The organism is Microbispora triticiradicis (assembly GCF_005864065.1).
GTDB classification, from domain to species: Bacteria; Actinomycetota; Actinomycetes; order Streptosporangiales; family Streptosporangiaceae; genus Microbispora; species Microbispora triticiradicis.
On the sequence record NZ_VANP01000025.1, the window covers coordinates 15,963 to 40,265 of the forward strand.

Here is a 24,303-nt window from a genome sequence, read left to right on the forward strand (position 1 = left end):
GATCATTCAGATGAGTGTTCCCGAAGAAGCATTGGAAAATGACCGAAAAAACACAGCCACCGAACACCGGTGAAGCGACCACGCTGATCCGCAATCGAGACTTCGTCCGCCTCTGGCTGAGCCAGACGCTGTCCGCCATCGGCTCGCGGGTCAGCTATCTGGCCTACCCGCTCCTCATCCTTGCCATCTCCGGATCAACCGCGGCGGCGGGGGCGGTGGCAGGAACTGCCGCACTGGTCGAGATCGCGGTGCGCATCCCGGCAGGCGTACTGCTGGACCGGTTCGATCGCCGGAAACTGATGCTGTGGACCGAGGCTGCGCGAGTGGCGGCGATGATCACCGCATTGACCGCAGCGGCCCTCAACTGGATCTCGGTTCCTCTGGTCTTCGCCGTAGCGGCTGTCGACGCCGGCGGATCTGCCCTGTTCGAATCCGCCGAGCGTACGGTCCTTCGGCACATCGTCGCCCAGGGTCAGATCCCGGTCGCGATCGCTCGCAACGAGGCCCGTACCTTCACCGCCGAGCTGCTCGGTCCGGCGCTCGGCGGCGCTCTCTTCGGACTTGCTCGCGCCCTGCCCTTCCTCTTCAACACTGTTGCGTACGCCACATCGTTCTTCGCGGTCCTCGCCATCAGGCGATCGTTTCGAGGAAACCGCCCGGAACAACACGAAGGCATCACGAAGGCCTTCGCCGCAGGATTCGAATTCATCTGGCGGCAGCCGTTCCTCCGTGCCGTTGCGATGGTTGAGCCATTGCTCAACATGGCATTCTCCGGCACCCTGTTTGTGATCATTGTCGTACTTCATGACGCCGATATCCCCGCCTATGGCATCGGTGTGGCGATGGCCGTCATGGCTGTGGGTGGAATTCTCGGCGCGGTGGCTTCCCCATGGCTTCAAAGGTTGCTCTCCCCGCGGCTGCGCATCGTGCTCTTGGCGTGGACGAGTGCGCTGATGGCGGCAACCTGTGTCGTTCTTCCGTCGGGATACTGGGTCGTTGCGCCGATGCCGATACTCGTATTTTTCGCCCCCTGCACGACAGCCACCGTCTTGGGGCACCAGACCGCGATCACCCCGGACCACCTGCACGGGCGAGTGGTGGCGGCGCTGCGGCTCTTCATGACCGGGATGAACCCGATAGCTCCGCTGGCGGCCGGCGTTCTGCTTGAGCATCTGAGAAGCCCGGCGGTCTTTGCCATATTTGCGTCGGTCTTTGTGCTGGCCTCCGTCATCGTGACTTTCAGCAAGGGGATCCGAGAAATGGGTGAACATGCGCGACTCGAACCCATTGCCATGGGCAATTAGCTGCGGCCGCTTCTCGAGGCGACATCGGAGGAATGGTTGAATGGTAAGCATGGACTTGCACCGGAAAGAGCGACCACGACTAATCGTCATGTTCGAAGAGGGTGCGGTCACGCCTGCGGAGATCATGCTCAGCCTGACCGACTGGGCCGACGTCATGCTCGTTGTCGGCACCTCGCCGTACACCGCAGCGGTGAAGCCATTCCTCTACGAAATCGCGGAGGCGATCACATGGGACCAGCCGCGCGCAGAGCTTCTTGATCGCCTGCGCAGGTGGCGGCCGGACGGCATTATCACTTATGCCGAGAGAATGCTCGTACCGACCGCCGAGGTGGCTGCCGAGCTGGGACTCTTGTTTCACTCCGTAACGACTGCGAACCTGCTGCGCGATAAATTCCAGCAGCGCAGGCGCTTGGCGGAGGCCGGAGTGCAACGGACGAGATCGGTATCACTGACCGGAGTCGACCAGTGGCGAGATGCCGCCGCCCAGGTAGGATTTCCCCTGGTCGTGAAGCCGCGACTGGGTGAGGGGAGTCAATACACCCACCTGGTCCACAGTGTCGCCCAAGGGGAAGCGCTACTCTGTGACCTGTCGAAATCCTACTCCGGAGTTCTTGTCGCAGAGGAATTCATAGCCGGAAAGCGGCGGCCGCCGTTCGGTGACTACGTGTCGGTGGAAAGTTGTGTGGTGGATGGAAAGATCACACATCTGGAGATCACCGGTAAGTTCCCCATTCTGCCCCCATTCCGTGAACAGGGACACTTCTGGCCGGCGCCCGTCTCCGACTCCGAGAGAGACGACATTCTCGATCTCACCCAGCGGGCATTGGCCGGTCTCGGTATTTCGACAGGATTGACTCACACCGAGGTGAAGCTGACCGCTGACGGGCCGCGCCTCATCGAGGTGAACGGGCGTATCGGTGGCCAGATCAACGAGCTGGCGGTTCGTGCCTGCGGAACCGACCTCATCGCTGCCGGAGCGCGAATAGCTCTGGGCCTGAGCAGCGATGAGCTCGTATTGAAACCGAGCAAGACCTACTTCCAATATCACAACTTGCCGCCTCTGGAGGCTCGGCGACTAACAGGCGTTCGGGGTGCCGCAGCAGCCAAAACAGTGGCGGGGGTCACCTCCTACGAGATCTACCTGCATCCACCGGCGCCTTTGGAAAGAGGTGTCATGACGACGTGGATCGACGCTGTCCGGGGAGAGGCGCATGACCATGACGAGATGCTCGCCGTCTTGGACCAGGCGAATGAACTCTTGTCGTTTGTCTACGAGACCCCTTCGGGTGAGGTCACCTTGCCGGCGATGTGGACACAGCAGCGAACGAGCCACAGATCGTGAGTGAGCCGGTGTGGCCGGCCGAAGACGGCGACCGAGTGAACCGGCCGCTACCCGACCGACCCACAGAACTATTGACAACGGAGGACGAGCAGTGAGCGTCGTTGCACATCGTGAATCCGAGGTGCGTAGTTACAGCCGTATTTGGCCGGCGATGTTCGACCACGCCCGTGGCAGCTGGCTCTACACGAAGCCAGGCACCGCCTACTTGGACTTCTTCTCCGGCGCAGGCACGCTCAGCTACGGGCACAACGAGCCGCGCCTGAAGCGCGCGCTCATCGACTACCTCGAGCGCGACGGGGTGACCCATGGCCTGGACATGTTCACGACCGCCCGGGCGGACCTGATGAACACGCTCAGCACGCTGATCCTGGAGCCCCGCAGTCTGGACTACAAGATTGTCTTTGCCGGCCCGGCCGGCGCGACTGCGGTAGAGGCTGCACTGAAGCTGGCCCGCAAGGCGAGCGGCCGCAAGGTTGTCGGCTACTTCAACATGGGCTACCACGGCATGACCGCCGGTGCGCTGTCGGTGGCCGGCAACGCGGAGCGCCGTGCGAGTGCCGGCGTGCCGTTGGGCTACAGCGTCGAGTTGCCGTACGACCTCGATCCCAACGGGCCGGCCACCGAGGTGCCGGACTTCGACCGGCTGCTGGAGGGCACTGGTCGGTTGGCTGACCTTGCAGCGGTGATCGTGGAGACGGTCCAGGGCGAAGGCGGCATGAACACGGCACGCAGCGCCTGGCTGCGAGCTTTGGCCGAAGCGTGTCGGCGGCACGGTGCTCTGCTCATCGTGGACGACATCCAAATGGGCTGCGGGCGGACCGGACCGTTTTTCAGTTTCGAGGACGCCGGACTCGTGCCGGACATGGTTTGCCTGTCCAAGGGAATCGGCGGGTACGGTTGCCCGCTGTCGCTCTTGCTGATCCGGCCGGAGCTGGACGTGTGGCGGCCCGGTGAGCATAACGGCACCTTCCGCGGGTTCAATCTGGCGTTCGTGACCGGGGCGGAAGCACTGCGCACCTACTGGAGTGACGACAAGCTGGAGCGATCGACCCGCGGGCGAGGTGAACAGGTCGATCAGGCGCTGCAGAATATCGCCGACGAGTATCCCGAGGCCGGACTGAACGTCCGCGGTCGCGGTCTGGCGCGCGGCCTTGGGTTCCCCGACCCTGCGCTGGCCCGGCAGGTGCAGTCCGCGGCGTTCGAGCGGCGTCTGCTCATGGAGACCTCCGGTGCGCGCGACGACGTAGTGAAGCTGTTGCCGCCGCTGACCATTACCGATGACGAGTTGGAGGAGGGCCTGGCAATCGTGCGGGCCTCCGTCCGGGCGGCGCTCGGAGGCGAGTGAGCACGATGGCGAAGCACCCCTGGTTTCCCTTCGGAACAGGGCCGGACGCGCCGGTCCGGTTGCTCACCCTCCCGCACGCCGGTGCCGGCGCAGCCGTATTCCGGGCATGGGCGCGGGGGATGCCCGAAGGGGTCGCCGTTTGCCCGGTTCAACCGCCGGGAAGAGAGGGGCGGTACGGGGAGGCTCCGTTCAACCGGGTCGCACCGCTGGTGCGGGAGCTTGCCGAGCAGATCACCGCATCGGTTAGCGTGCCGTACGCGGTGCTCGGTCACAGCACTGGGGCGCTGTGTGCGTACGAGGTGGTTCGCGAGCTACGGCGCACCGGTGGCCCCCTGCCGGTGCATCTGTTCGTATGCGGCCGCCCGGCACCGCATCTGCCGCCGGCCCGGCATGATGTGGCCGGTCTGTCGGTAACGGAGCTGGCGGCGTTCCTGCGTGAGCTGGAGGGCACCCCGGAGGGGATGCTGTCAGATCACCGCGCGCTGCAATGGATGCAGCCAATCCTGGTCGCCGATCTCGCGGTCAACGAGTGTTACACGTTCTAGTCGGAGGCACCGCTCAACATCCCGATCACTGCGTTCGCCGGCCGCGCCGATCCCGTCGCCGGCGAGGAACTGATGGAGCCTTGGCAGTCTCAGACCGTCGCCGGGTTCCGGCTGCACCTGCTCGACGGCGGTCATTTCGCCATATTCGACCGCGCGACCTATGTCCTCGCGGAAATCGCGGCCGCACTGGCCGAACCGGTCAGTCGATCCTTGGCCCGGGCGCAGCCGCGAACCATCTCGCCACCTGCGGGCCGCCGACCTGTCCGGCCTGCGTGAGCCGGGTGTCGTCGTGCGGACCGGCGCTCAGCCGCCGACAACCGCGGCCCCAGTTCTGGATCTTCCAATCGTGCAGGAGAGGTAGGCCGTCGTCCATGGTGGATTCGTCGATCAAAAAGCCGAACTGGCTGCTGCGCCGGCCCGACCCGGACGCCGGGGCGCGCCTCTTCTGCTTCCCGTACTCGGGATCCGGGGCCACGATGTACGAGCGTTGGCCACGGCGCATCGGTGATGTCGAGATCTGCCTGGTCCAGCCGCCGGGACGGCAGAACCGGATCCGGGAGCCGCACTACGAGACCTATGAGCGCCTCGCGGCGCAGCTGATCGAGGTCCTGGTGCCGTACCTGGACCGGCCGTTCGCATTCTTCGGGCACTGCAGTGGCGCCCTGCCGGGAGTGGAGATCACCCGGCAACTCGCCGCGGCCGGGCTGCCGCTGCCACAGCGCCTGTTCGTGTCCGCGCAGGTCGCCCCGCACGACGGCCCGTACGGCCGGCTCCTCGAGCTGGACCACGACGGGCTCCGGCAAACGCTGGCCGACCTGATCACCAACATGGGCGGCACGCCCAGCGATGCCTTGCTCGACTTCGGTCTGGACCTCCTGATCCGGGACGTGGAGGCGAACAAGCGCTATGTCGTGCCGGCACCGCTGGACATCCCGTGCGGAATCACCGCAATCGGCTGGAGCCAGGACAACCAGATCCCGTTCTCACTAATGGGGGGCTGGGAGGCGATGACGGCGGACTGCCGGTCGATGCTGCTCGACGGCGGGCACTTCTCTTTCCTGGCCGCGCCTCCGGCCCTGCTGGCCCAGATCGCTCGCGACCTGACCGGCGGCGCGGGCGCCCGGGGCCCGGCTTGATCGTGCGGTTGACGTGGCTCATCAGGAACTTCTGCGGGCCTGCACTAGGATTGCAGCCCGTGGATAAATGGGGCGCAAACCTGTATGGGGATCCGTGCGCTGGTTGCGGCTTCGGGTGGTCACTGACCCCGCAAGAAGCAATTCGAATCGTCGAGGAACTGCCGACTCGATTCCGTGTGCTTCTCTCGGGGCGTACGGGGTTCGAGCGTCATCCCGACCTGGCGTGGACTCCGGCGGCTTACGTCAGCCACGTCACGGACAACCTGCGGAACTGGGCTGAGCGGCTTGCCGGAGCCCGGCTGTCCGGGATGGTCGAAGTCCCGGGCTACGACCCAGACCTTGTCGCTCAGGGTCGCCGCTACAACGAGATCGCACCTGTCGCGGCTCTCTGGTCACTGGAGCACGCGGTCGATGCCTGGATGGCAGCGGTGACCGCCGCGCTCGAGAACGACATCGTCCTGCAGCATGCCAGTCGGGGAACCCAGCGGGCCGAGGATGTCGCACGGAACAACGCCCACGACGGTCATCACCACGCCTGGGATGTCGAGCGCATCCTGCAGTACGCCAGCCGATCGGACGCCTGAGTTCAGGCGCCTGAGAAGTCCTGACAAAGTGGCCGAGAACGCCCGCCTGAGGGGCAAGAGCTCGATCATGCGCATGGGGCCGAAGCAGTTCATGATGTGCGCGTGGTTTGAGTACGTGTAGCCCTCGCGGGTGTCGTCGACCATCAGATCGGCTCCCAGGGGATGGACTCGTACAGGCCGGTCACGACCTCGGTGATCCCGGCGTTCAACGGGATCCTCAGGCCGTCGACGCGGCCGACCGGGGCGATGCCGTGGGAATTGGTGACGAAGACCGCCCGGTACGACGGCAGGTCGGAGCAGCGGATCGGGCGGCGTTCCGCGAGCATCCCGGCGCGGCGGAGGAGTTGCATGGTGGTGCCGGGCAGGGCCGGCGCGTTCGGCCAGACGAAGGTGTCGCCGTCGTGGCACAGGAGGTTGGCGATACTCGTTTCGATGACATGACCGGAGGAGGTGAGGAGCAGCGCGTCGTCGAAGCCGTCACGCCTGGCGAGGTCTCGGTAGAAGAGCTGCCCGAACGTCCCGGTGTGCTTGATGTGGGGCGCGGGCCGCTGGTAGGCGAATGTCCTGAGGCTCTGAGGGGTGGTCGCGGCGTCGGCGGGCGGACGCACTGTCACCATGACGGCGACAGAGGCGCCGCGGAACACGCTGACGCGAACGGTGGCGTCGGAGGTGTCGAGCAGGGCATGCCGGATGTGACGGCGAACCCTTTCAGGGTCGAGAGGCTCGCCGAAGAGTTCCCTGTTGGCGGAGTCCAGCCGGGCGAGATGGAGGTCGAGACCACGTACCAGCTTGGCGCGGATCTGCATGACGGTCACGTGGCCGTAGTTGAAAAGGGCCGGGGCGAGGAGCTCGTCGGCCGTGGGCGGTCGCCCGTCGATCTCGGTACGCGGTAGCACGATCTTTCCTCAGACGGTTTCGGTCGAAGCGAATCGAGTGCGCGTCCGGCGCGCGGTCAGGGGCGCTTGGGTTCCGGAGGACGGTCAGCTCTCGCTTGCCCACGTGCTCGCTCCCGGTGTGTCGCGCGGGATCGGCACAGAAACCAGGCGGCGGGATCAGGCGGAGTGCGCTTCGTCGTCCGCGGGGGATTCGTCCGCGGGCAGGGCGCGCAGGGTCGCCGCGGCCTTCAGAAGCATCTCCTCATACTCCTCGACCGGGTCGGAATCCAGGACGATCGCGCCGCCCGCGCCGATCCGCCACTCGCTGTTCACCCGTACGGCGGTCCGGATCACGATGTTGAGGTCGGCGGTGCCGTTGAGGCCCAGGAACCCGATGGCGCCCGAGTAGACGCCGCGGGCCTCCGTCTCGAGTGAGTCGATGATCTCCAGGGTGCGCAGCTTGGGCGCCCCCGTCATCGAGCCGCCGGGGAAGCAGGCCCGCACGCAGTCGACGATGTCGGCGTCACCGCGCAACCGGCCCCGGATCGTGGAGACCAACTGGTGGACGGTGGCGTAGGTCTCGGTGACCATCAGCTTCGGCACATGCACACTACCGACCTCACACACCCGGCCCAGGTCGTTGCGGAGCAGGTCGACGATCATGAGGTTCTCGGCGCGGGTCTTGGAGCTCTCCACGAGTGAGTCGCGCAGTCGCGCGTCTTCCGCGGCGGTGACCCCGCGCGGAACGGTGCCCTTGATCGGCTTGCTCTCGACCGTGCGCTCCCGGTCGACGCGCAGGAACCGTTCCGGCGACGAACAGGCGATCTCCAGCTCGCCGAATCGCAGGTAGGCGGCGTATGGCGCGGGATTGACCCGACGCAACCGCCGGTAGAAGTCCAGCCCGTCTGAGGCGGCCGGCAGGCGCGCCTGGCCCGTCAGGCAGATCTCGTAGCTCTCGCCGGCGAGCAGCTGCTGTTTGCAGGCGGCGATGTCGGCCAGGTACCGAGTGCGGCCCCGCGCGAGCCAGGGTTCGGCCAGGGAGAGCGAGGAGGTACGGGCGGGGGGCGGCCGGTCGCCGCCCCCGCCGGCGCGGCCCATCGTGGTGCAGCGGTCCGCGGTCGCGTCCAGCCAGCTCAGCGTGTCCGCCGGTGCACCGTCGCTCAGCGCGAGCAGGTAGGTGACGCCCTGCTCATGGTCGATGGCGACCATCCTGTCGGCGAACAGCCATGCGGCGTCCGGCGTGTCGGCGTCGTGGCGGTTCGGAGAACCGCAGTCGGCCTTGAGCCCGTATCCGAAGTAGCCGACATAGCCGCCAGTGAAGTCGAACGGCAGTTCGGGAGCGATCACCCTGCGCGCGCTGAGTTCCCGCTTCAGGTAATCGAAGACGTTCCCCGGCAGGGACTCGAACTCCCGACGGCCCCGCCGGATCTTAGTCCGGCCCTCGTTCACCTGATAGCTGACGATTTCGGCGAGCGGGCCGGAGGCGTCCCCGAGGAACGAGAACCGGGCGATCCCGTCGTCGACGTAGGCGCTGTCCAGCCAGAAGGCCCAGTCCGAACCGCCGAAGAGCATCACGAACGCCTTTTCGGCGTCCACCTCGTACGGCAGTTCCCGCACGTGGAGCCGGTATGCGACCGGCGGCGCCGTCCTGCCCTCGGCCGAACGGCTGGCCGCGCTCGGCGTGGCGCCACGCTTGGTCTGCCCGACCCCAGTGCGCGCCGCCTGCTCGGCGCGCCGGGCGAGCCCGGGGCGTCCGGTACGGCCCCGGCGGAATCGGTGGTGGCCGGTGAGGGCCCGGAAGTTGGCCAGCAGTTCCCGCCCGAACTGGGTGGCCACAGACTCGGGGTGGAACTGCACGCCCCAGAGCGGGCGGGTACGGTGAGCCAGCGCCATGACCACGCCGTCCTCCGCCCACGCGGTGGCCTCCAACTCGGGTGGCAGCGGTTCGGGGACGCACAGCGAGTGGTAGCGGACCGCGACGAACTTCTGGGGAAGACCGCGGAACAGGTCCTCGCCGTTGTGGGTGACCAGAGTCAGGTGGCCGTGCCTGGCAGCCGGCGCGGACACGATGGGAACGCCCTCACCGGCGGCGATTCCCTGGTGCCCGAGACAGACCCCCAGCACGGGGATGCAGGCGTTGGCGATGACGGAGGCCGAGATGCCGAAGTCGCGAACCCGGGTCGGGCGGCCCGGGCCTGGAGATATGACGATGTTGTCGAACTCTTCGAGGTCCGGCTCCGTTCCCGGTGGAGGGTCGTTGGTGAGGACCGTGGGCTCCTTGCCGTTCACCTCCGCGATGAGCTGGAAGAGATTGTAGGAGTAGGAATCATAGTTATCGATCAGAAGCGTTCGCACCTCGGATCCTTTCGAGGGAACCTTCGGTCTCCGCGACGACGCCGGCGAGGGATTCCTCCTTGGCCGTAGGGGATCAGGCCATTCGTTTGATGGGGAGACGGCGCCGCCATGACAACAGATGCTGCCGTCGCACACCCGAAGAACCCAACTTCAAATAACTGACAGCCGACAGATCCTGCGCTCGGGCGTGCTTAGAGTAGATCGCCGGATGCGTCGGCGACAAGAAACCATGCGCATAGTCGCGGGCCCGGCGGCGGTGCTTATGGATGGGTTCCTGTGTGCCGGCAGGACGTGCGTATCGACAGGTGCGGCATCTATTGGCGACGCAGGCGCCGCGACCGGCGAAGAGGAGTTCCAGGAGCCGGGCGAAGGGAACGCGCCGCCCTCGTACCAGGCCTTTCAGCGAAGTGCCCGACCGTTCCGGGGGCCGATTCCGAGGGGAAAGCGCCCAGGGGCGCCCGCCGGTCGGATGTCGCCGCCGTCTCCCATATTCACGGTAAGAACGAACGCCTGAATCTCGCTCCGGAAATTCACATCCCGCTACTTGGTCTCTGCGCTCGGTGACTTTTTCGGTCGGGGTGGCCGCATGAATATGGATGACGGAAAGCCGGTGCTCCGGCCGAATGGAACCACTGGTAAGTTGACTACTTGTTAAGTGATTGTCACTATTTCGTCTCGTTGCCTGGTGGCGGATCGGGGCCGCGCCAGATTACGTCGTATGGAGGTTCCCGTGGCGGGAGGGCAGGGATTGGCCGGCCACGAGCCAGAGGTCTCGCCGGATCGGTGCAGCACGCCGCCGGCGTCCGGGTGCGCCAGCAGGGGCCGGAGTGACGGCCGGCATCCAGACAATCTGCCGTCGATTTTGCAAGACGTATGCATAGAACGGTTGCCGATTACGAAGTTCTCCATCGCCGATCTGGTTTGCGACGAGACGATCCGCCTGGCCGGCCCGGATCGCGAGCATGTACGCCTGCTGGCCGAGGCGGAGCTGCGGCCGCCGCCGGTCCTGGTGCACCGTCCGACGATGCGAGTCGTCGACGGGGCCCATCGCGTCAGCGCCGCGAAGCTCAGAGGGGAGCGGGAGATCGATGCGCACGTGTTCGACGGAGACGCGGCCTCGGCCTTCGTCCTCGCCGTCCACGCGAACGCCGAGCACGGGCTGCCGCTGACACGGGCTGACCGCGTCGCGGCGGCGACACGCATCCTCGAGTTCTATCCGATGTGGTCGGATCGCGCCATCGCGCGGGCGGCGGGGCTCGCCGCCGGCACGGTCGGCCGGATCCGGAAGCGTTCGACTGCGCGGAATGGACAGTCGAACGTCCGGCTCAGCCGCGACGGACGTGTGCGGCCGCTGAACACGGCCGAGGGACGCAGGACCGCGAGTCGGCTCCTGCGCGAGGAACCTGACGCGCCACTGCGTGAGATCGCGAGAAGGGCCGGCATCTCGCCCGCGACGGCCCAAGACGTGCGGCGACGGCTCGCCAAGGGTCAGGACCCGGTGCCCATAGGACAACGCGGAACCGGCACCGTCTCACTCACACTGCAGGACGGCGGGGCGCCCGCCGAGGGCCGGAACACGCGCAAGCAGCCTCCCCGGCCGACCAGGGCGCTGCTCAACTGTCTAAGCAAGGACCCTTCGCTACGGTTCAGCGACGCCGGGCGAGGGGTGCTGAGGTTGCTCAACGAAATCATCTACAGCGTCGACGAGCTTTCCGGCCGCCTCGACCGGCTCCCGCCGCACAGCACCGTCCTCGTGGCCGAGTTCTCCCGTTCGCTCGCGCAGAACTGCGAAATCATCGCCAATGAGCTGGACCGACGATCGATGGACGCGGAGGGATGATCCCGGCCGCGGCGACGGCTGTGCCGGGCTTCCGGTCGACGTGAATTCCGGGCCGGCCCGGAACAATGGCCGACCGCGCAACCTGGACACCACATCGCCAATGACCTAGCTTTGGACCGTCTCTCAACGGATCCGGTTTTCCAGTGCAAATCCGCGATACTCCAGAATTGAAGTATAAAGCATGGACTTTGCTCAGACGCCGGCGCAGCGACGGCTATGCCAGGCCGTGCGGGACTTCGGTCAGCGCGAGCTGAACTTCGAGAACCCGGGCGATGGGCCCGCGGTGCCGTTCAATCGGGAGGGCTGGCTCAGGTGCGCCCGGTTCGGCGTGCTCGGCTGGCCGGTGCCGAAGAAGTACGGAGGGAGTGGGCTCGATCCGCTGTCGACGATCCTCGCCCTGGACGCCCTGGGTTACGCCTGTCGCGACAACGGCCTGGTCTTCGCCGTCAACAACCATCTGTGGGCCTGTGCGATCTATTTGGTCGAGCACGGCACACCAGAATTGTGCGAAACCTATCTGCCACCCATGTGCGAAGGGCGGTGGATAGGCGCGCACGCACTGACCGAACCCGGAACCGGGTCGGACGTCCTCTCGATGACGATGCGGGCGGAACGCGCCGGCGACCACTACGTTCTGAACGGCACGAAAACGTTCATCAGCAATGCGCCCGTCGCCGACGTTTTCGTGGTGCTCGCCCGAACGGCACTGGAAGGGCCTCGGCAGCAGGCGCTTTCCGCGTTCGTCGTCCCGGCGCATCTGCCTGGTGTGCGGGTCGGCCGGGAGTGGAACAAGGCGGGACTTCACACGACGCCGATGGGTGAGGTGGTGTTCACCGATTGCCGTGTTCCCGCCCGCAACCTGCTGGGCGGCGAGGGGGACGGGTACGCCGTGTTCACGTCGACGATCGAATGGGAACGAGCCTTCATGTTCGCCAGCCAGGTGGGCGTGATGGAGCGGATCCTCGACGACTGTGTGCGTTATGCGACCACTCGGCGGCAGTTCGGAAGGACGCTTGGCGGCTTCGACTCCATCAGCGGCAAAATCGCCGACATGAAGGTCCGAATCGACCTCGCCCGTCTGCTTCTGCACAAGATCGGGTGGTTGAAGGACGCAGGGAGGCTGGCGATGATGGAGTCGGCCATCGCGAAGCTCTTCATCAGTGAGAGCCACCTGAATACCGCGCTGGACGCCGTGCAGATTCACGGTGCCCGGGGCTACCTGACGGAATTCGGCATAGAACGGGAAGTTCGGGACGCGCTGTGCGGACCGATCTACGGCGGAACCTCCGAGATCCAACGGAAACTCATCGCCGGAATGCTTGGGATCGCAACCGGTGACGAAACGGGTTGATGATGTATCGATATCGAGTGACCCTGGACGAGGCGTTGCCCGCCGAACGGGAGCAGGACCTGCGCTCGCGCGTCTTCTTCGTCGACGAGGCGATCAACGATTTCTCGCTGTCGGTCGGCGACGAAGGCATCAACGAGGTCACGCTGATGACGGGGACGCCGGTCGACGAGAGCGAGCTCGGCCGCAAGCTTCGGCGGCTCGTCGAAGGCCAGCTCCGCGACATGCGGACGGTCCCCGCCGGCCAAGTCTGGCGGTCGTCCCATCCGGCCCACCCCAGGCCTGACGTATTCGAGGATCTCGTCGAGTCCGGGGCCGTGGCGGAACTGGGCGAGGGTCAGTTCTGCCTGGACCAGAGTTTCCTGACCCTGATGGACTACCTCGACGGCCGGCTGCGGGAGATCGTACGAAGACGGCTGCACGGCCGGGAGTACCGGTACCCGACCCTCCTGTCGGTGGACACGCTCCGGCGCGCCGGCTACCTCTCGTCGTTTCCCCAATTCCTGATGTTCGTCACGCGCCTGCACGGTGACGTGGACACGTACTCCGCCTTCCTGAACGAGGAGAGAGGATCTGCGGACGGTGTTCGCGACCCGCTTCGGTTCTGCGACAACTCAGACTATTGCCTGCCGCCCACCATGTGCTTTCACACCTACCACCAGTGGAGTGGGAAGGCCGTCCCGAGCATGGTGGTGACCGCGCGCGGGAAGTCGTTCCGCTTCGAATCCCGCTATCGTCGCTCGCTGGAGCGTCTGTGGGACTTCACGATCAGGGAAGTGGTGTTCCTGGGGGATCGCGACCATGTTCTCTCGTGTCGTGAGACGCTCATGAACACGGTCTTCGAACTGCTCACCGAGCTCGGTATGGCGGGGACCTGCGAGCTGGCGAACGACTTGTTCTTCAGCGATTCCGAGACCTCCCCGCAGACCATCTCCCAACGTATGCTCGCGCTCAAGTACGAGCTGCGGCTTCCCGTCGCCCCGGACCGGACGGTGGCCGCCGGATCCTTCAATTTTCACGAACGTCTGTTCACGGACTCCTTCGACATCCGGCACGTCGACGGAATTCCTGCCTACACCGGCTGTGCGGGCTTCGGCCTGGAGCGCCTCGCCTATGCGTTCCTTTGCCAGCACGGCGTGACACCGAAGGGCTGGCCGCCGCCGGTCCGGGAACATCACGAAAGGGCGCGGGTGTGAATGATTCAGGAAGCCTCATCGGCGTGGTCGGTGCGGGGACCATGGGAGTCGGCGTTGCCCACCTGTTCGCGGAGAACGGCTTCGACGTCACCCTGCACGACATCTCGGCGCCGGCGATCGAACGCGCCCGGGAACTGATCGAACGAAATGCGCGGTTCTACTGTCTGATCCGGCCGGTCGAGAAGCCGGCATCGCCCGAGGAGATCCTGTCCAGGATCACGTTCACCACCGACCTGGAGTCCTTCAAGGAAATGGGCTTCGTGGTTGAGAACGCGACGGAGAGATTCGATGTCAAGCGGCCCATATACGAGGCCCTCGACAACATCTGCCCGGACGACTGCATCTTCGCCGTCAACACTTCTGCCATATCCATCACGAGGCTGGCCGGGCTGACCGGCCGGCCGGGGAATGTCGTTGGCGTGCACTTCATGAACCCCGCACCACTCAAACCGCTGATCGAGGTGGTCCGCGGCGTCCACACCGCCACGGAGACACTCGAAACCACACGTGGGCTGATCGCCCGTCTGGGCAAGGACAGTCTGGTCGTCGCCGACTCGCCTGGGTTCGTCACCAACCGGGTCCTCATGCTGACCATCAACGAGGCGATTTTCCTCCTCTCCGAGGGCGTCGCTCGCCCCGACGAGATCGACCGTCTTTTCAAGGAGTGCTTCGGGCACAAGATGGGTCCCCTGCAGACCGCCGATCTGATCGGTCTCGACACGGTCCTGCTGTCACTCGAAGTGCTCTATGAGAGCTTCAACGACAGCAAGTACCGGCCCAGTCCACTGCTCCGGAAGATGGTCTACGCGGGATTGCTCGGTGAGAAGAGCGGTCGCGGTTTTCACAACTACGCCTGACGACTCTAGGAGAGGACTGGTAGACGTGGACGCCCTCGTCGAACGGATCAATGACTTCATCGGCAGGCATGCGGGCCATGCTCCCGAGAGCATCGATACCGACATCTTCGAGCAGGGCTATGTCAGCTCGATCTTCTCCGTCAACATCCTGACCTGGGTGGAGAAGACGTTCGGGCTGGAGGTGCTGAGCGAGGACCTGCGAATCGACAACTTCCGGACGGTCAGGTCGATCGCTGATTTCATCGAACGGAAGCAGGCTGCGTCGGCCACGCAGTGAGACCCGATCTCGAAAGTGCGCTATGACGACCATCTATGTGTTTCCGGGACATGGCTCACAACATGTGGGCATCGGTTCTGGCCTGTTCGCGCGGTTTCCCGAGCTCGTCGCCGAGGCCGACTCGATACTGGGATATTCCATCGAGGAACTCTGTCTCGGCGGTCCTACCGATCGCCTCGCCGACAACCGCTTCGCGCAGCTGGCTGTCTTCACGGTCAGCGCGCTCGAATACCTGGAGCGCGTCGAGAGACGCGGTAGGCGGCCCGACATCGTCGCCGGGCACAGCCTCGGCGAATACACGGCCCTGTTCGCCGCCGGAGCCATGGATTTCGGCACCGGGCTGCGCGTTGTGGCAAGGCGAGCACAACTGATGAACAACCGGCCGACCGGGAGCATGGTCTCGGTGATCGGCATCGCGCCGGAGCGCATCCGGGCACGGCTGGATGAGACGGGCTTGAGCGAGGTGACCTTCGCCTGCTTCAACTCACCCGAGCAGACCGCGCTGAGCGGCCCGGAGGAAAGTGTCCGAGCCGCCGCGGAGCTCCTCCGTCCGGACGCCACCGCGGTGTTCTGGGTCTCGCCCACCACCGCGCCGCATTCCCCGTGCATGGCGGAGGCCGCCGAGGAACTGGGCGAATTCCTGCGCTCGGTGGACTTCCGCAGCCCGGAGGTCCCGGTCGTCGCCAATGTCACCGCGCGTCCGTACCAGACGGGGGAGTTGCCGAGCCTGCTGGTCCGCCAGCTTGTCGAGCCCGTGCGCTGGGTCGACACGGTGCGCTATCTGGAGGGCCTGGAGCGTCCGCGCTACGAGGAGATCGGCCCCGGCGCGGTTCTGACCGGGCTGATCGAGGCGATTCGTGCGGCCCCGCCCAACCGGCCCGCCGGGGAGGATTCCGGCGAGGCCCTGCTGGCGACGGCCGCCGATCTGGTGCGCGAAGCCATCGCCAGGAAGGCTCCGCGGCTTGGCGGGGCGATGCCGCCCACGACTCTCCTCATCGATCTGGGCCTCAGCTCCGCCGAGATGATCAACATCCTTGTCGAGCTGGAGGGAAGTCTGGGCCCGCTTCCGGTGACACTCTTCTTCGAGCAATCCGACCTCGCCGGCATCGCGCGGTATCTGGCCGACGAGCACCGTCCCGCCCTCGCGAGCCTCGCCGCGGGGAAAGCGCGGCCCCGGCCGCCTCGGCACCAGGGCGTGGAGGAGGCGCCCTCGATCGTGCCCACGGCGCGGCGTGCCGCGGCAGCGCCCGCCGCGCTCCCCGAACGCGCGATCGCCGTTGTCGGGATGGCGGGTCGCTTCCCAGGCGCGGCCGATGTGCACGCGCTGTGGGACCTGCTTGCCTCGGGCCGAAGCGCCGTCCGAGAGCTGACCGACGAGCGCTGGGAGCACAGGCGCTACGTCTCGGAGGGTGAGGGACAGAGCGGATCGACCTACTCCCGATGGGCCGCGCTCCTCAGCGACGTCGACCGTTTCGATTCCTTCTTCTTCCGCATCTCGCCAGGCGAAGCGGAGCAGATGGACCCACAGCAGCGGATCTTCCTGGAGACGGTTTACGAGGCGTTGCAGGACGGCGGCCATACTCGGCAGAGCATCGGCCGCGACGTCGGCGTCTACGTAGGCGCGATGAACAGTGACTACGCCGTTCTCAGCGCGCAGGGGGCACTGGCCGGCGCCTGCCCGTTCCCGTACGCGGGCAACTACCAGATCGCCAACCGTGTCTCGTACTTCCTGGACCTGCGCGGGCCGAGCCTCACGGTCGACACCGCGTGCTCGAGTTCGCTCGTCGCCGTGCACCTCGCCTGCGAAGCCCTGCTCGCCGGCTCGATCTCGACGGCGATCGCGGGCGGAGTCAACGTTCTCGCGCACCCGGCCCGTCACATCCAGTACGCCACCATGGAGACGCTGTCACGGACCGGCAGGTGCTCCACTTTCGGTCGCGACGCGGATGGGATCGTCCTCGGCGAGGGGGTGGCGGCCTTCATCCTCAAACCCTTGGAGCGGGCGGTCGCGGACGGAGACCCCATCCACGGGGTGATCCGGGGAACCTGGACCGGTGCCGAGGGACGCACCAACGGTTTCACGGTGCCCAGTCCGGAGGCGCAGTCCGCCGTCGTCGCCAGTGCGCTCGAGCGGGCGGGCGTCCCGGCGGCCACGATCGGTTATGTCGAGGCGCACGGAACCGGCACGCCGCTCGGCGATCCGATCGAGATTCGCGGGCTGAACCGCGCGCTGGGCCCGCTCGACTCCGGAGCGCGAGCCGTGGGGAGCGTGAAACCGAACATCGGGCATCTAGAAGCGGCCGCCGGAGCGGCGGGCCTGGCCAAGGTGATGCTCCAGTTCCGCCACAGACAGCTGGCGACGTCCTTGTACGCCGACCCCGCGAACCCTTTGATCGACTTCGCGGGCGGTTCGTTCTACGTTCCCGACCGGCTCGTCGAGTGGCCGCGAGTCGCACCTGACATCCCCCGCCGAGCGGGGATCAGCTCGTTCGGGCTGGGCGGGGTGAACGCCCATATCGTGGTGGAGGAGTTCGCGGAGCCGCCGGTGGAGCCTCGCCGGCACAGCACCGCGGGTGCGCGGTTGTTCCTGCTCTCCGCCCGTACTCCGCAGGCTCTGCGGGAGTACGCGGCACGCCTCGGAAAATGGCTGGCCGCGGAGAGGAGGGAGCTGCGCGACGTTGCCGAGACCCTCCGGACCGGACGCGAGGAGTTCGCCGAGCGTGCCGCGTTCGTCGCACGGTCACACAGGGAGCTCGCGCACGCACTGGAACTCGTGGCGGGCGGAGGTTCGGCGGACGCCGCCGGTGTGTACACAGGCACGGCGGGCGCCGGGGTTGAGCAGGCGACAGGGAACGAACCCCTGGCCGAACTGGCCCGGCGCTGGTGCCGAGGGGCGGACCTGTCGCGGTACGAACCGCCGCCGGAAGAACGAGGCCGTCGCGTCCCCCTTCCCACCTACCCGTTCGCCGACGCGCGTCACTGGGTGGAGATCCCGGACGTCTTCCACTACGGCTCCGCGGTCGCGGCCGACCGCGCCGCGGCCGGCAGGGCGGACGACCGGGAGCCGGCGCGCCTCGCGGACCGGCTCGCGGACTACCTGCGCGGCACTGCCGCCGCAGTGATCAAGGCTCGCCCGGACGAGCTCGCCGGGAACGTCGACATGAACGAATACGGATTCGACTCCGTCCTGCTCGCGCGCCTGTCCGGTGAGATCAACCGGGGCCTCGGCCTCGCACTGACGATGACGGTGCTGTATGAGCACCGGACGCTCTCCGCTCTCGCCGCCTACCTGCTGACGGAACACCGGCACGCGGTGGCGGTCGCGCTTCCCGATACCGCCGGACGCCCTTCCAGAACCGAGGACGAGTCCCCGTGAGCGACAACGACCACTACGCCGTACGAATCCTCAACGCGCTGTCGACGGAACCGGACAAGCCGGCTCTGTGGTGGCGCGGCGACGTGATCACTGCCGGTGAGCTGCGCACGAAGATCGAGTCCGCCGGACGGGCCATGCTCGGCCACGGTATCGGCGCCCGTGCCACCGTCGCCGTTCTCACCGAGTCCAACAGCCCCGACATGCTCGCCGCGAGGTACGCGGCGAATCTCCTCGGGGCCGCCGTCTTCCACCTGCGGTCGACCAACGCGGTCACCTCCCGCCGCCACATCAGCGAGGAATCCCAGCTGGCGATGGCGCGGGAGACGGGCTGTGCGCTGATCGTCACCGACGGGCCGAACGCCGAACGCGCCCGAGGTTTCGTGCGGCGGCTCGACCCCGCGCCGCGGCTGGCGGCCTTCTCCGATCTCGGCGCCGACATCGCCGACCTGTCCGCCGCGGTCGGCGGCGACCCCGTGGACTGGCCGCCGGTGGACCCGGAGGCATTGGCGATCATCACGTACACGAGCGGCTCCACTGGCCGGCCGAAAGGCATCTGCCGGTCCTTCCGGGCGTGGCGGCACGCTGTTTCCACGACGGTGGACATGACCGACGAGCCGCGCATGCTCGTGACGACGCCGCTCAGCCACACGGTCGGCCCCATGGCGGATGCCGCGCTGTCGACGGGCGGCATGCTCTTCCTGCACGAGGACTTCGAGCCCGAAGCGGTCTTGGACGCCATCGCCGAACACCGGATCACCCGGGTCTTCTGGGCCGCCCCGCAGATATACCAGGTGCTCGACCACCCGAAACTCGCCTCGGCCGACACCTCCAGCCTCAACCTCATCCTGTACGGGGGAACGCCCGCCGCACCCGACCGGCTGGCCCAGGGGCTGAAGGTCTTCGGCCCGGTCTTCGTCCAGACCTACGGGAGCACGGAGACCTGGGAGATCGGGACGATGTCGCGGGAGGACCACCTCGACCCCTCCCTGCTGGGCACCTCCGGACGGCCCTCCCCGGGCACCCGGGTCGTCGTACGCGACCCGGACACCGACGAAGACCTCCCGGTCGGGGAGATCGGCGAGATCTGCCTTCAGTCGCCCGGGATGCTCAACGGATACTGGAACGACCCGGACCTCACGGCGCGCGCACTGCGGGGCGGTTACTTCCACACCGGCGATCTGGGCCGCTTCGACGAGCGCGGTTTCATCCACCTGGTAGACCGGCTCTCCCACGTGATCAAGTACAACGGCGTGAAGGTCTATCCCAACGCCGTGGAGAATGCCCTGCTCGGGCACCCGGATGTCGCGCAGGCCGCCGTCTACGGAGTCGTCGACGAAGACAGCGTCGAGCACGTCCACGCGGCGATCGTTCCGAAGGCCGGCAGCGTGGTCACGCCGGACGCGCTGCGTGAGCACGTACGCGCCTCGCTGCCCGCAGAGTACGTCCCGCAGGTGATCACCATGCGCGACGAGCTGCCGTTCATCAGCTCAGGCAAGCTCGACAAACAGCGCCTGAAGGCGGAGGCGCAGGAGCGGCGCGGATGACCACGCGGCGTGAGGCGCCCGTCGCGGACGCGGTTCCGTCTCCGGAGGCCGGACGGCTGTCCCGGCTCGCCGACGGCGATCTGAGGATGCTGCTGCTGATCCGGCACTTCGAGCAGGCCCTGCTGGACCTGTTCGGGCGCGGCCGGCTGAACGGCACGACGCATACGTGCATCGGGCAGGAATACGTGCCGGTGGCATTGCGGCCGCTGCTCTCCGAGCGGGACTTCGTCTTCAGCAACCACCGCGGGCACGGCCACTATCTCGCTCGTTTCGACGATCCCCACGATCTGCTGGCGGAAGTCATGGGGCGTGCGGGCGCCGTCTGCAACGGAGTGGGCGGAAGCCAGCACATCCGCCGCGGCCGGTACCTCTCCACCGGTGTTCAGGGCCAGAGCCTGCCCGTCGCGGTCGGGACCTCGCTGCACCTGAAGACGCAGGAGAGAGGCGCGCTCACTTGCGCGTACATAGGCGACGGCACCTGGGGGGAGGGAGCCGTGTACGAAGCGCTCAACATGGCGGCGCTGTGGCGGGCGCCGCTCGTCGTGGCGGTGGAGAACAACGGCATCGCTCAGTCGACTCCGACCGCCAGACATATGGCGGGGACCATCGCCGGCCGTGCCCGGGCGTTCGGCCTGCGGCATCATCGGACCGAATCGCTCGACGTCAACCGTATTCGCGCCGAGCTGGCACCACTCATCCGGGAAGTCCGCCTCGGGCGGGGACCCCTGGTCGTCGAATTCGTCACACACAGGGTCGCCGCGCACAGCAAGGGGGACGACACCCGGCCTCCAGGCGAACTGAAGCGTGTTCTGAGCCACGACTGGTACCGGCTCTACGCCGCGGAGCATCCGGGTCACTTCGCTGAGTGGGACGACGAAGTCCGGGAGCGCGTCACGCAGGTCGTCGAAGAAGTGACCGGGCGGCCGCCGGCGGAGGTCCCCGGACCATGAGGCTCGCCGAACAGCTGAACCGTGCTCTTCACTCCCTGCTTGAGGATCCACGCGTCTACCTGCTGGGTGAGGACATCGCCGACCCCTACGGCGGTGCTTTCAAGGTGACCAAGGGGTTGTCGACGCGCTTCGGAGAGCGGGTCGTGACCACCCCCATCAGCGAGTCCGCGATCGTGGGAGCCGCGACCGGGCTGGCCCTGGCCGGCGACGTCGCGATCGTCGAGGTCATGTTCGCGGACTTCGTCGCGCTGGCGTTCGACCAGCTGGTGAATTTCGCCGGCAAGTCCGTCTCGATGTACGGCCACCGGGTGCCACTCCGCCTTGTGGTGCGGTGCCCGACCGGGGGAGGCCGGGGTTACGGGGCGACCCACAGCCAGAGCCTGCAGAAACACTTCATCGGCGCCCCCGGGCTGTCTGTTTATGAGATGTCGCCCTTCCATGAGGTCGGGGCCGTCTTCCACGAGATGATCGACCGTGCCGAGCCGGCCTTGTTCTTCGAGGACAAGATTCTCTACACACGGCAGTCGTTCAGCGGCGGCGTCGTCGACGAGTTGTTCCGCTACGACCACGACCCGGCCGGTCACGCACGGGTTTTCGTCGACCGGCCCGGCGACGCGGACTGCGTACTGATCACCCCCGGGGGTGTGGCCCACCGCGCCCTGGACGCGATGCGTGCGTTGCTGCTGGAGTATGACATCACCTGCATGCTCGTCGTTCCGGCACGGCTCTACCCGCTTGACGCCGGTGCTCTGCTGTCGGCCATCGGCGATGCCACCACGGTGTTCGTCGCGGAGGAGAGCACAGCCGGCGGCACCTGGGGAGCCGAAATCGCGCACCTGCTCCACCGGCGGGCGTGGAAACGCCTCCGTCGGCCGGTCGTCACCATACATTCGGATGACAGCGTCATCCCCTCTGCCGCCCATTTGGAGGAGCGAATGCTCATCAGCGGAAGGCGTATAGAGCATGCGGTGATGGAGGCGCTTCGTGAGTGACATCACGATTCCGAAGTTGAACAACAACGACAGCACGTACCTGCTCCTGGAATGGCTTGCCGACGACGGGGCGAACGTCGAGGCGGACGAGCCTGTGGCGAGCATCGAGACATCGAAGGCGGTCGACGAACTGGTCGCCGGGCAGGCGGGAGCGCTCCGGCAGGCGCTTCCTGCGGGAACGCGGCTTTCCCCCGGCACCGTGATCGGCCGGATCCTGCCTCCGGGCGTGCCGGACCCCGGCCCCAGGGCTGGGGAGCCGGAACCGGCCATGCGCGAGGCGACGCCGGGGGACGACGCACCGCTGCCGGCGGAGTCCGAGCCGATCGTCACGCAACCGGCCCGCGCACTCATGGAGCAGCTGAACGTCACTCCCGACCAGGTGCGCGGCCTGGGCAAGAAGCTGGTCCGGGAGGCCGACGTCCGGCAGCTCGCGACGACCGGGCAAGGGACGCGCCTGCACGCGCAGAGCCCTGTGCAGGCGGCTGTGGCCCGGACCGTCACGACGTCGCACAGCACCATCCCGGCCGCCTTCACCGCGATGCGTGTGACGGTCGACGCGGTCCTCGTCGAGGCGCGGACGCTCAGCAGGCGGATGCGCTGCCTGGTCGGGCTGCCCGAGTTCGTGATCGCGGCCGTCGCTTCACTGCACCGCGACTTCCCGCTGTTCTTCGCCTCCGACGCCGGCGAAGGGACGTGGGCCGAAGCCGCCGGCGCATGCGTCGGGCTCACCGTCGACGTCGGCAAGGGGCTGTACATCCCGGTCGTCAAGGACGCCGACGGATTGACCCTCGCCCAGATCATCGACGCTGTCACCGTGTACCGTGACACGGCGCTGCACGGCCAGTTCAGTGAAAGAGACCTGCAAGGGGGCAACATCACCGTCACTCTGCACACCGACCCGGACGTGGTCGTCGCGCAGCCGCTGGTGTTCCCCGGCCAGACCTGCGCCCTGTCGCTTCCCGGCATCCGTCGTGAGCTCCATCTCGACGCCGGCGGCGAGGTCGGTCACCGAAGCGTCGTCGACGTGGGAATCAGTTACGACCATCGGCGAGTCAACGGCCGGGACGTGATCCAGTTTCTCGGCGCTCTCAAGAGACTGCTCGAGTCCCCGCGTGATCTGCTCGGCGCGGGGGGCGCGTCCGAGGACGAGGCTCCGGGCGGCGGCGGATGACGTCCTTCCCCGACCTCGATGCCACGGCCATCGCGGATCTCGTGACGCGGCGGGAGGCGTCGGCGGTCGAAGTCGTCGGCGCCGCGCTCGACCGGCTCACCGAGGTGGACGGGTGCCTGCGGGCCTTCCAGGAGGTCTGGCCTGAGCGGGCGATCGAGTCCGCCCGAGAAGTGGATCGCGCGGTCGCCCGGGGCGACCGCCTCCGCATGGCCGGCGTCCCTATCGGGGTCAAGGCGTGGCAGCGCGGCGAAGCACCGCAGACACGCCGGCTGCGCCACGAGGGGTGCGTCGTCCTCGGACTGACCTCGGTTCCGCTGCCCACCCGGGACTGGCAGACCTGGGGGATCACCGACCGCGGCCTCACCCTCAACCCCTGGCGCCTCGACCGGACTCCGGGCGGATCGTCCGCGGGTTCCGGAGCCGCCGTGGCGAGTGGCATCGTCCCCCTCGCCACGGGCAGCGACGGGGCGGGTTCCCTGCGCATCCCGGCGGCGTGGTGCGGGGCCATCGGGCTCAAACCCACCAACCACACGAAGGCGCTCGCCGTTGACGGGGCGATCGTCCGCACCTCTCGCGACGCCTTGCTGCATTCCTCCGTGCTGAACGGCACGGAGTTGGAGAACGGCCATGGCCCCGTCCGGGCGGCGTGGTCGAGCACGCTCGGGTTCGCCGCCGTCGATCCTGAGCAGGCCGGCATCGCACGCGCGGCCGCCGAACGCCTCCGTGTCGCCCGTGTGATCGATTGGGGTGATCACCCCGTGGTGCTCGCCGACCCGGAGCCTGCCTGGCGGGCCGCGGTGAACGGCCGGCAGCATCCTGTGCGGCAGACGAACGATGACGCCCTGGCGGAAGTCTTCCGCTTCGCCGACCTCCTGTGCACACCGACGACACCGATCGCTCCGCACGGCCACGAAGGGCCGGGCGACGCCTTCGCCGTGGCCTTGACGTGGGCGTTCAATCTGTCCGGACATCCGGCGCTGAGCGCTCCCGCGGGGCTGGCGGCCGACGGGACACCGGTGGGTCTGCAGATCGTCGCAGCGCACGGCCGCGAAGGTCTGCTTCTGAGAATCGCGCGAGAACTGGAAGACGTCTCAGGCTTTGGAACCTCCGTACAGCGTCCCCGAACACCCTGAGCTCCGCGTCCATCCGCATTGGCGGACGACCACGGGGGCGTCGCCGCCGCAGCCCGTGCCGAACGGCCGATCCCTCGTGGCCTCGCGGGCGCCCGAGGAGACGGCGCTCGGGAGGGATGGGCCTGGGGCAGCT

General features: G+C 67.2%; 19 protein-coding genes. 17 read left to right on the forward strand and 2 right to left on the reverse strand.

The features are described 5' to 3' along the window. The first annotated feature begins 14 nt into the window (after positions 1-14). The 6 genes from FED44_RS34625 (at position 15) to FED44_RS34650 (ending at position 6,256) form a co-directional block, all read left to right on the forward strand. Complete coding sequence (locus tag FED44_RS34625; RefSeq protein ID WP_138463298.1) at positions 15-1,304, forward strand: MFS transporter; 1,290 nt, start codon at positions 15-17, stop codon at positions 1,302-1,304. A 49-nt stretch (positions 1,305-1,353) separates the two neighbouring features. Further along, positions 1,354-2,646 (forward strand): ATP-grasp domain-containing protein, encoded by a 1,293-nt coding sequence (locus FED44_RS34630; protein ID WP_167521670.1) that lies wholly within the window; start codon positions 1,354-1,356, stop codon positions 2,644-2,646. A gap of 91 nt (positions 2,647-2,737) precedes the next feature. Beyond that, positions 2,738-3,991, forward strand: coding sequence for a diaminobutyrate--2-oxoglutarate transaminase (ectB, locus tag FED44_RS34635; protein ID WP_138463300.1), 1,254 nt, complete (start codon positions 2,738-2,740; stop codon positions 3,989-3,991). A gap of 5 nt (positions 3,992-3,996) precedes the next feature. Then, positions 3,997-4,536, forward strand: a complete 540-nt coding sequence (locus FED44_RS34640; protein ID WP_138463301.1) for a thioesterase II family protein — start codon at positions 3,997-3,999, stop codon at positions 4,534-4,536. A 371-nt stretch (positions 4,537-4,907) separates the two neighbouring features. Then, complete coding sequence (locus FED44_RS34645; protein WP_138463302.1) at positions 4,908-5,672, forward strand: thioesterase II family protein; 765 nt, start codon at positions 4,908-4,910, stop codon at positions 5,670-5,672. A 59-nt stretch (positions 5,673-5,731) separates the two neighbouring features. After that, positions 5,732-6,256, forward strand: coding sequence for a DinB family protein (locus tag FED44_RS34650; protein WP_138463303.1), 525 nt, complete (start codon positions 5,732-5,734; stop codon positions 6,254-6,256). Positions 6,257-6,399: 143 nt separating this feature from the next. Here FED44_RS34650 and FED44_RS34655 read toward each other — a convergent pair whose 3' ends face one another. Then, on the reverse strand, positions 6,400-7,152 hold the full coding sequence (locus tag FED44_RS34655) for an aminotransferase class IV (protein ID WP_138463304.1): 753 nt from the start codon (positions 7,150-7,152) through the stop codon (positions 6,400-6,402). Positions 7,153-7,308: 156 nt separating this feature from the next. Then, positions 7,309-9,486 (reverse strand): aminodeoxychorismate synthase component I, encoded by a 2,178-nt coding sequence (pabB, locus tag FED44_RS34660; RefSeq protein ID WP_138463305.1) that lies wholly within the window; start codon positions 9,484-9,486, stop codon positions 7,309-7,311. 718 nt (positions 9,487-10,204) lie between these two features. Between pabB and FED44_RS34665 the strand changes: the two genes are divergently transcribed. The 11 genes from FED44_RS34665 (at position 10,205) to FED44_RS34715 (ending at position 24,170) form a co-directional block, all read left to right on the forward strand. Then, positions 10,205-11,326: a ParB N-terminal domain-containing protein gene (locus tag FED44_RS34665; RefSeq protein WP_138463306.1), complete on the forward strand. Its 1,122-nt coding sequence runs from the start codon at positions 10,205-10,207 to the stop codon at positions 11,324-11,326. Positions 11,327-11,507: 181 nt separating this feature from the next. Next, positions 11,508-12,677, forward strand: a complete 1,170-nt coding sequence (locus FED44_RS34670) for an acyl-CoA dehydrogenase family protein (protein WP_138463307.1) — start codon at positions 11,508-11,510, stop codon at positions 12,675-12,677. Between the two features lie 17 nt (positions 12,678-12,694). Further along, complete coding sequence (locus FED44_RS34675; RefSeq protein ID WP_138463308.1) at positions 12,695-13,870, forward strand: class-II aminoacyl-tRNA synthetase family protein; 1,176 nt, start codon at positions 12,695-12,697, stop codon at positions 13,868-13,870. Then, entirely contained in the window at positions 13,867-14,727 is an 861-nt protein-coding gene (locus FED44_RS34680) for a 3-hydroxyacyl-CoA dehydrogenase family protein (RefSeq protein WP_262367390.1), read from the forward strand. Before FED44_RS34675 ends, FED44_RS34680 begins: the two co-directional genes overlap by 4 nt. 25 nt (positions 14,728-14,752) lie before the next feature. After that, positions 14,753-15,004 carry an acyl carrier protein gene (locus FED44_RS34685; protein ID WP_167521671.1) on the forward strand — a complete coding sequence of 84 codons (252 nt, stop codon included), beginning with the start codon at positions 14,753-14,755 and terminating at the stop codon, positions 15,002-15,004. A 22-nt stretch (positions 15,005-15,026) separates the two neighbouring features. Continuing rightward, a complete protein-coding gene (locus tag FED44_RS34690; RefSeq protein ID WP_138463310.1) occupies positions 15,027-18,380 on the forward strand; it encodes a type I polyketide synthase in 3,354 nt (1,117 codons plus the stop codon). Then, positions 18,377-19,924: an AMP-binding protein gene (locus FED44_RS34695; protein WP_138463311.1), complete on the forward strand. Its 1,548-nt coding sequence runs from the start codon at positions 18,377-18,379 to the stop codon at positions 19,922-19,924. The genes FED44_RS34690 and FED44_RS34695 overlap by 4 nt, the downstream gene beginning before the upstream one ends. Continuing rightward, the gene (locus FED44_RS34700; protein ID WP_138463312.1) at positions 19,921-20,874 is read left to right on the forward strand and encodes a thiamine pyrophosphate-dependent dehydrogenase E1 component subunit alpha; all 954 of its coding nucleotides are present in this window, start codon (positions 19,921-19,923) and stop codon (positions 20,872-20,874) included. Before FED44_RS34695 ends, FED44_RS34700 begins: the two co-directional genes overlap by 4 nt. Beyond that, positions 20,871-21,866, forward strand: coding sequence for an alpha-ketoacid dehydrogenase subunit beta (locus FED44_RS34705; protein WP_138463313.1), 996 nt, complete (start codon positions 20,871-20,873; stop codon positions 21,864-21,866). Before FED44_RS34700 ends, FED44_RS34705 begins: the two co-directional genes overlap by 4 nt. After that, positions 21,859-23,037 carry a 2-oxo acid dehydrogenase subunit E2 gene (locus tag FED44_RS34710; RefSeq protein ID WP_138463314.1) on the forward strand — a complete coding sequence of 393 codons (1,179 nt, stop codon included), beginning with the start codon at positions 21,859-21,861 and terminating at the stop codon, positions 23,035-23,037. Before FED44_RS34705 ends, FED44_RS34710 begins: the two co-directional genes overlap by 8 nt. Further along, the gene (locus tag FED44_RS34715; RefSeq protein ID WP_138463315.1) at positions 23,034-24,170 is read left to right on the forward strand and encodes an amidase; all 1,137 of its coding nucleotides are present in this window, start codon (positions 23,034-23,036) and stop codon (positions 24,168-24,170) included. The genes FED44_RS34710 and FED44_RS34715 overlap by 4 nt, the downstream gene beginning before the upstream one ends. Positions 24,171-24,303 lie beyond the last annotated feature (133 nt).

What these genes read in the sequence shown, in the direction of transcription:
- FED44_RS34630 (WP_167521670.1), top strand. Translation starts at nt 1,354, where the DNA reads ATGGACTTGCACCGGAAAGAGCGACCACGACTAATCGTCATGTTCGAA.
- FED44_RS34640 (WP_138463301.1), top strand. Translation starts at nt 3,997, where the DNA reads ATGGCGAAGCACCCCTGGTTTCCCTTCGGAACAGGGCCGGACGCGCCG.
- FED44_RS34645 (WP_138463302.1), top strand. Translation starts at nt 4,908, where the DNA reads ATGGTGGATTCGTCGATCAAAAAGCCGAACTGGCTGCTGCGCCGGCCC.
- FED44_RS34665 (WP_138463306.1), top strand. Translation starts at nt 10,205, where the DNA reads ATGGAGGTTCCCGTGGCGGGAGGGCAGGGATTGGCCGGCCACGAGCCA.
- FED44_RS34670 (WP_138463307.1), top strand. Translation starts at nt 11,508, where the DNA reads ATGGACTTTGCTCAGACGCCGGCGCAGCGACGGCTATGCCAGGCCGTG.
- FED44_RS34690 (WP_138463310.1), top strand. Translation starts at nt 15,027, where the DNA reads ATGACGACCATCTATGTGTTTCCGGGACATGGCTCACAACATGTGGGC.
- FED44_RS34700 (WP_138463312.1), top strand. Translation starts at nt 19,921, where the DNA reads ATGACCACGCGGCGTGAGGCGCCCGTCGCGGACGCGGTTCCGTCTCCG.
- FED44_RS34705 (WP_138463313.1), top strand. Translation starts at nt 20,871, where the DNA reads ATGAGGCTCGCCGAACAGCTGAACCGTGCTCTTCACTCCCTGCTTGAG.
- FED44_RS34715 (WP_138463315.1), top strand. Translation starts at nt 23,034, where the DNA reads ATGACGTCCTTCCCCGACCTCGATGCCACGGCCATCGCGGATCTCGTG.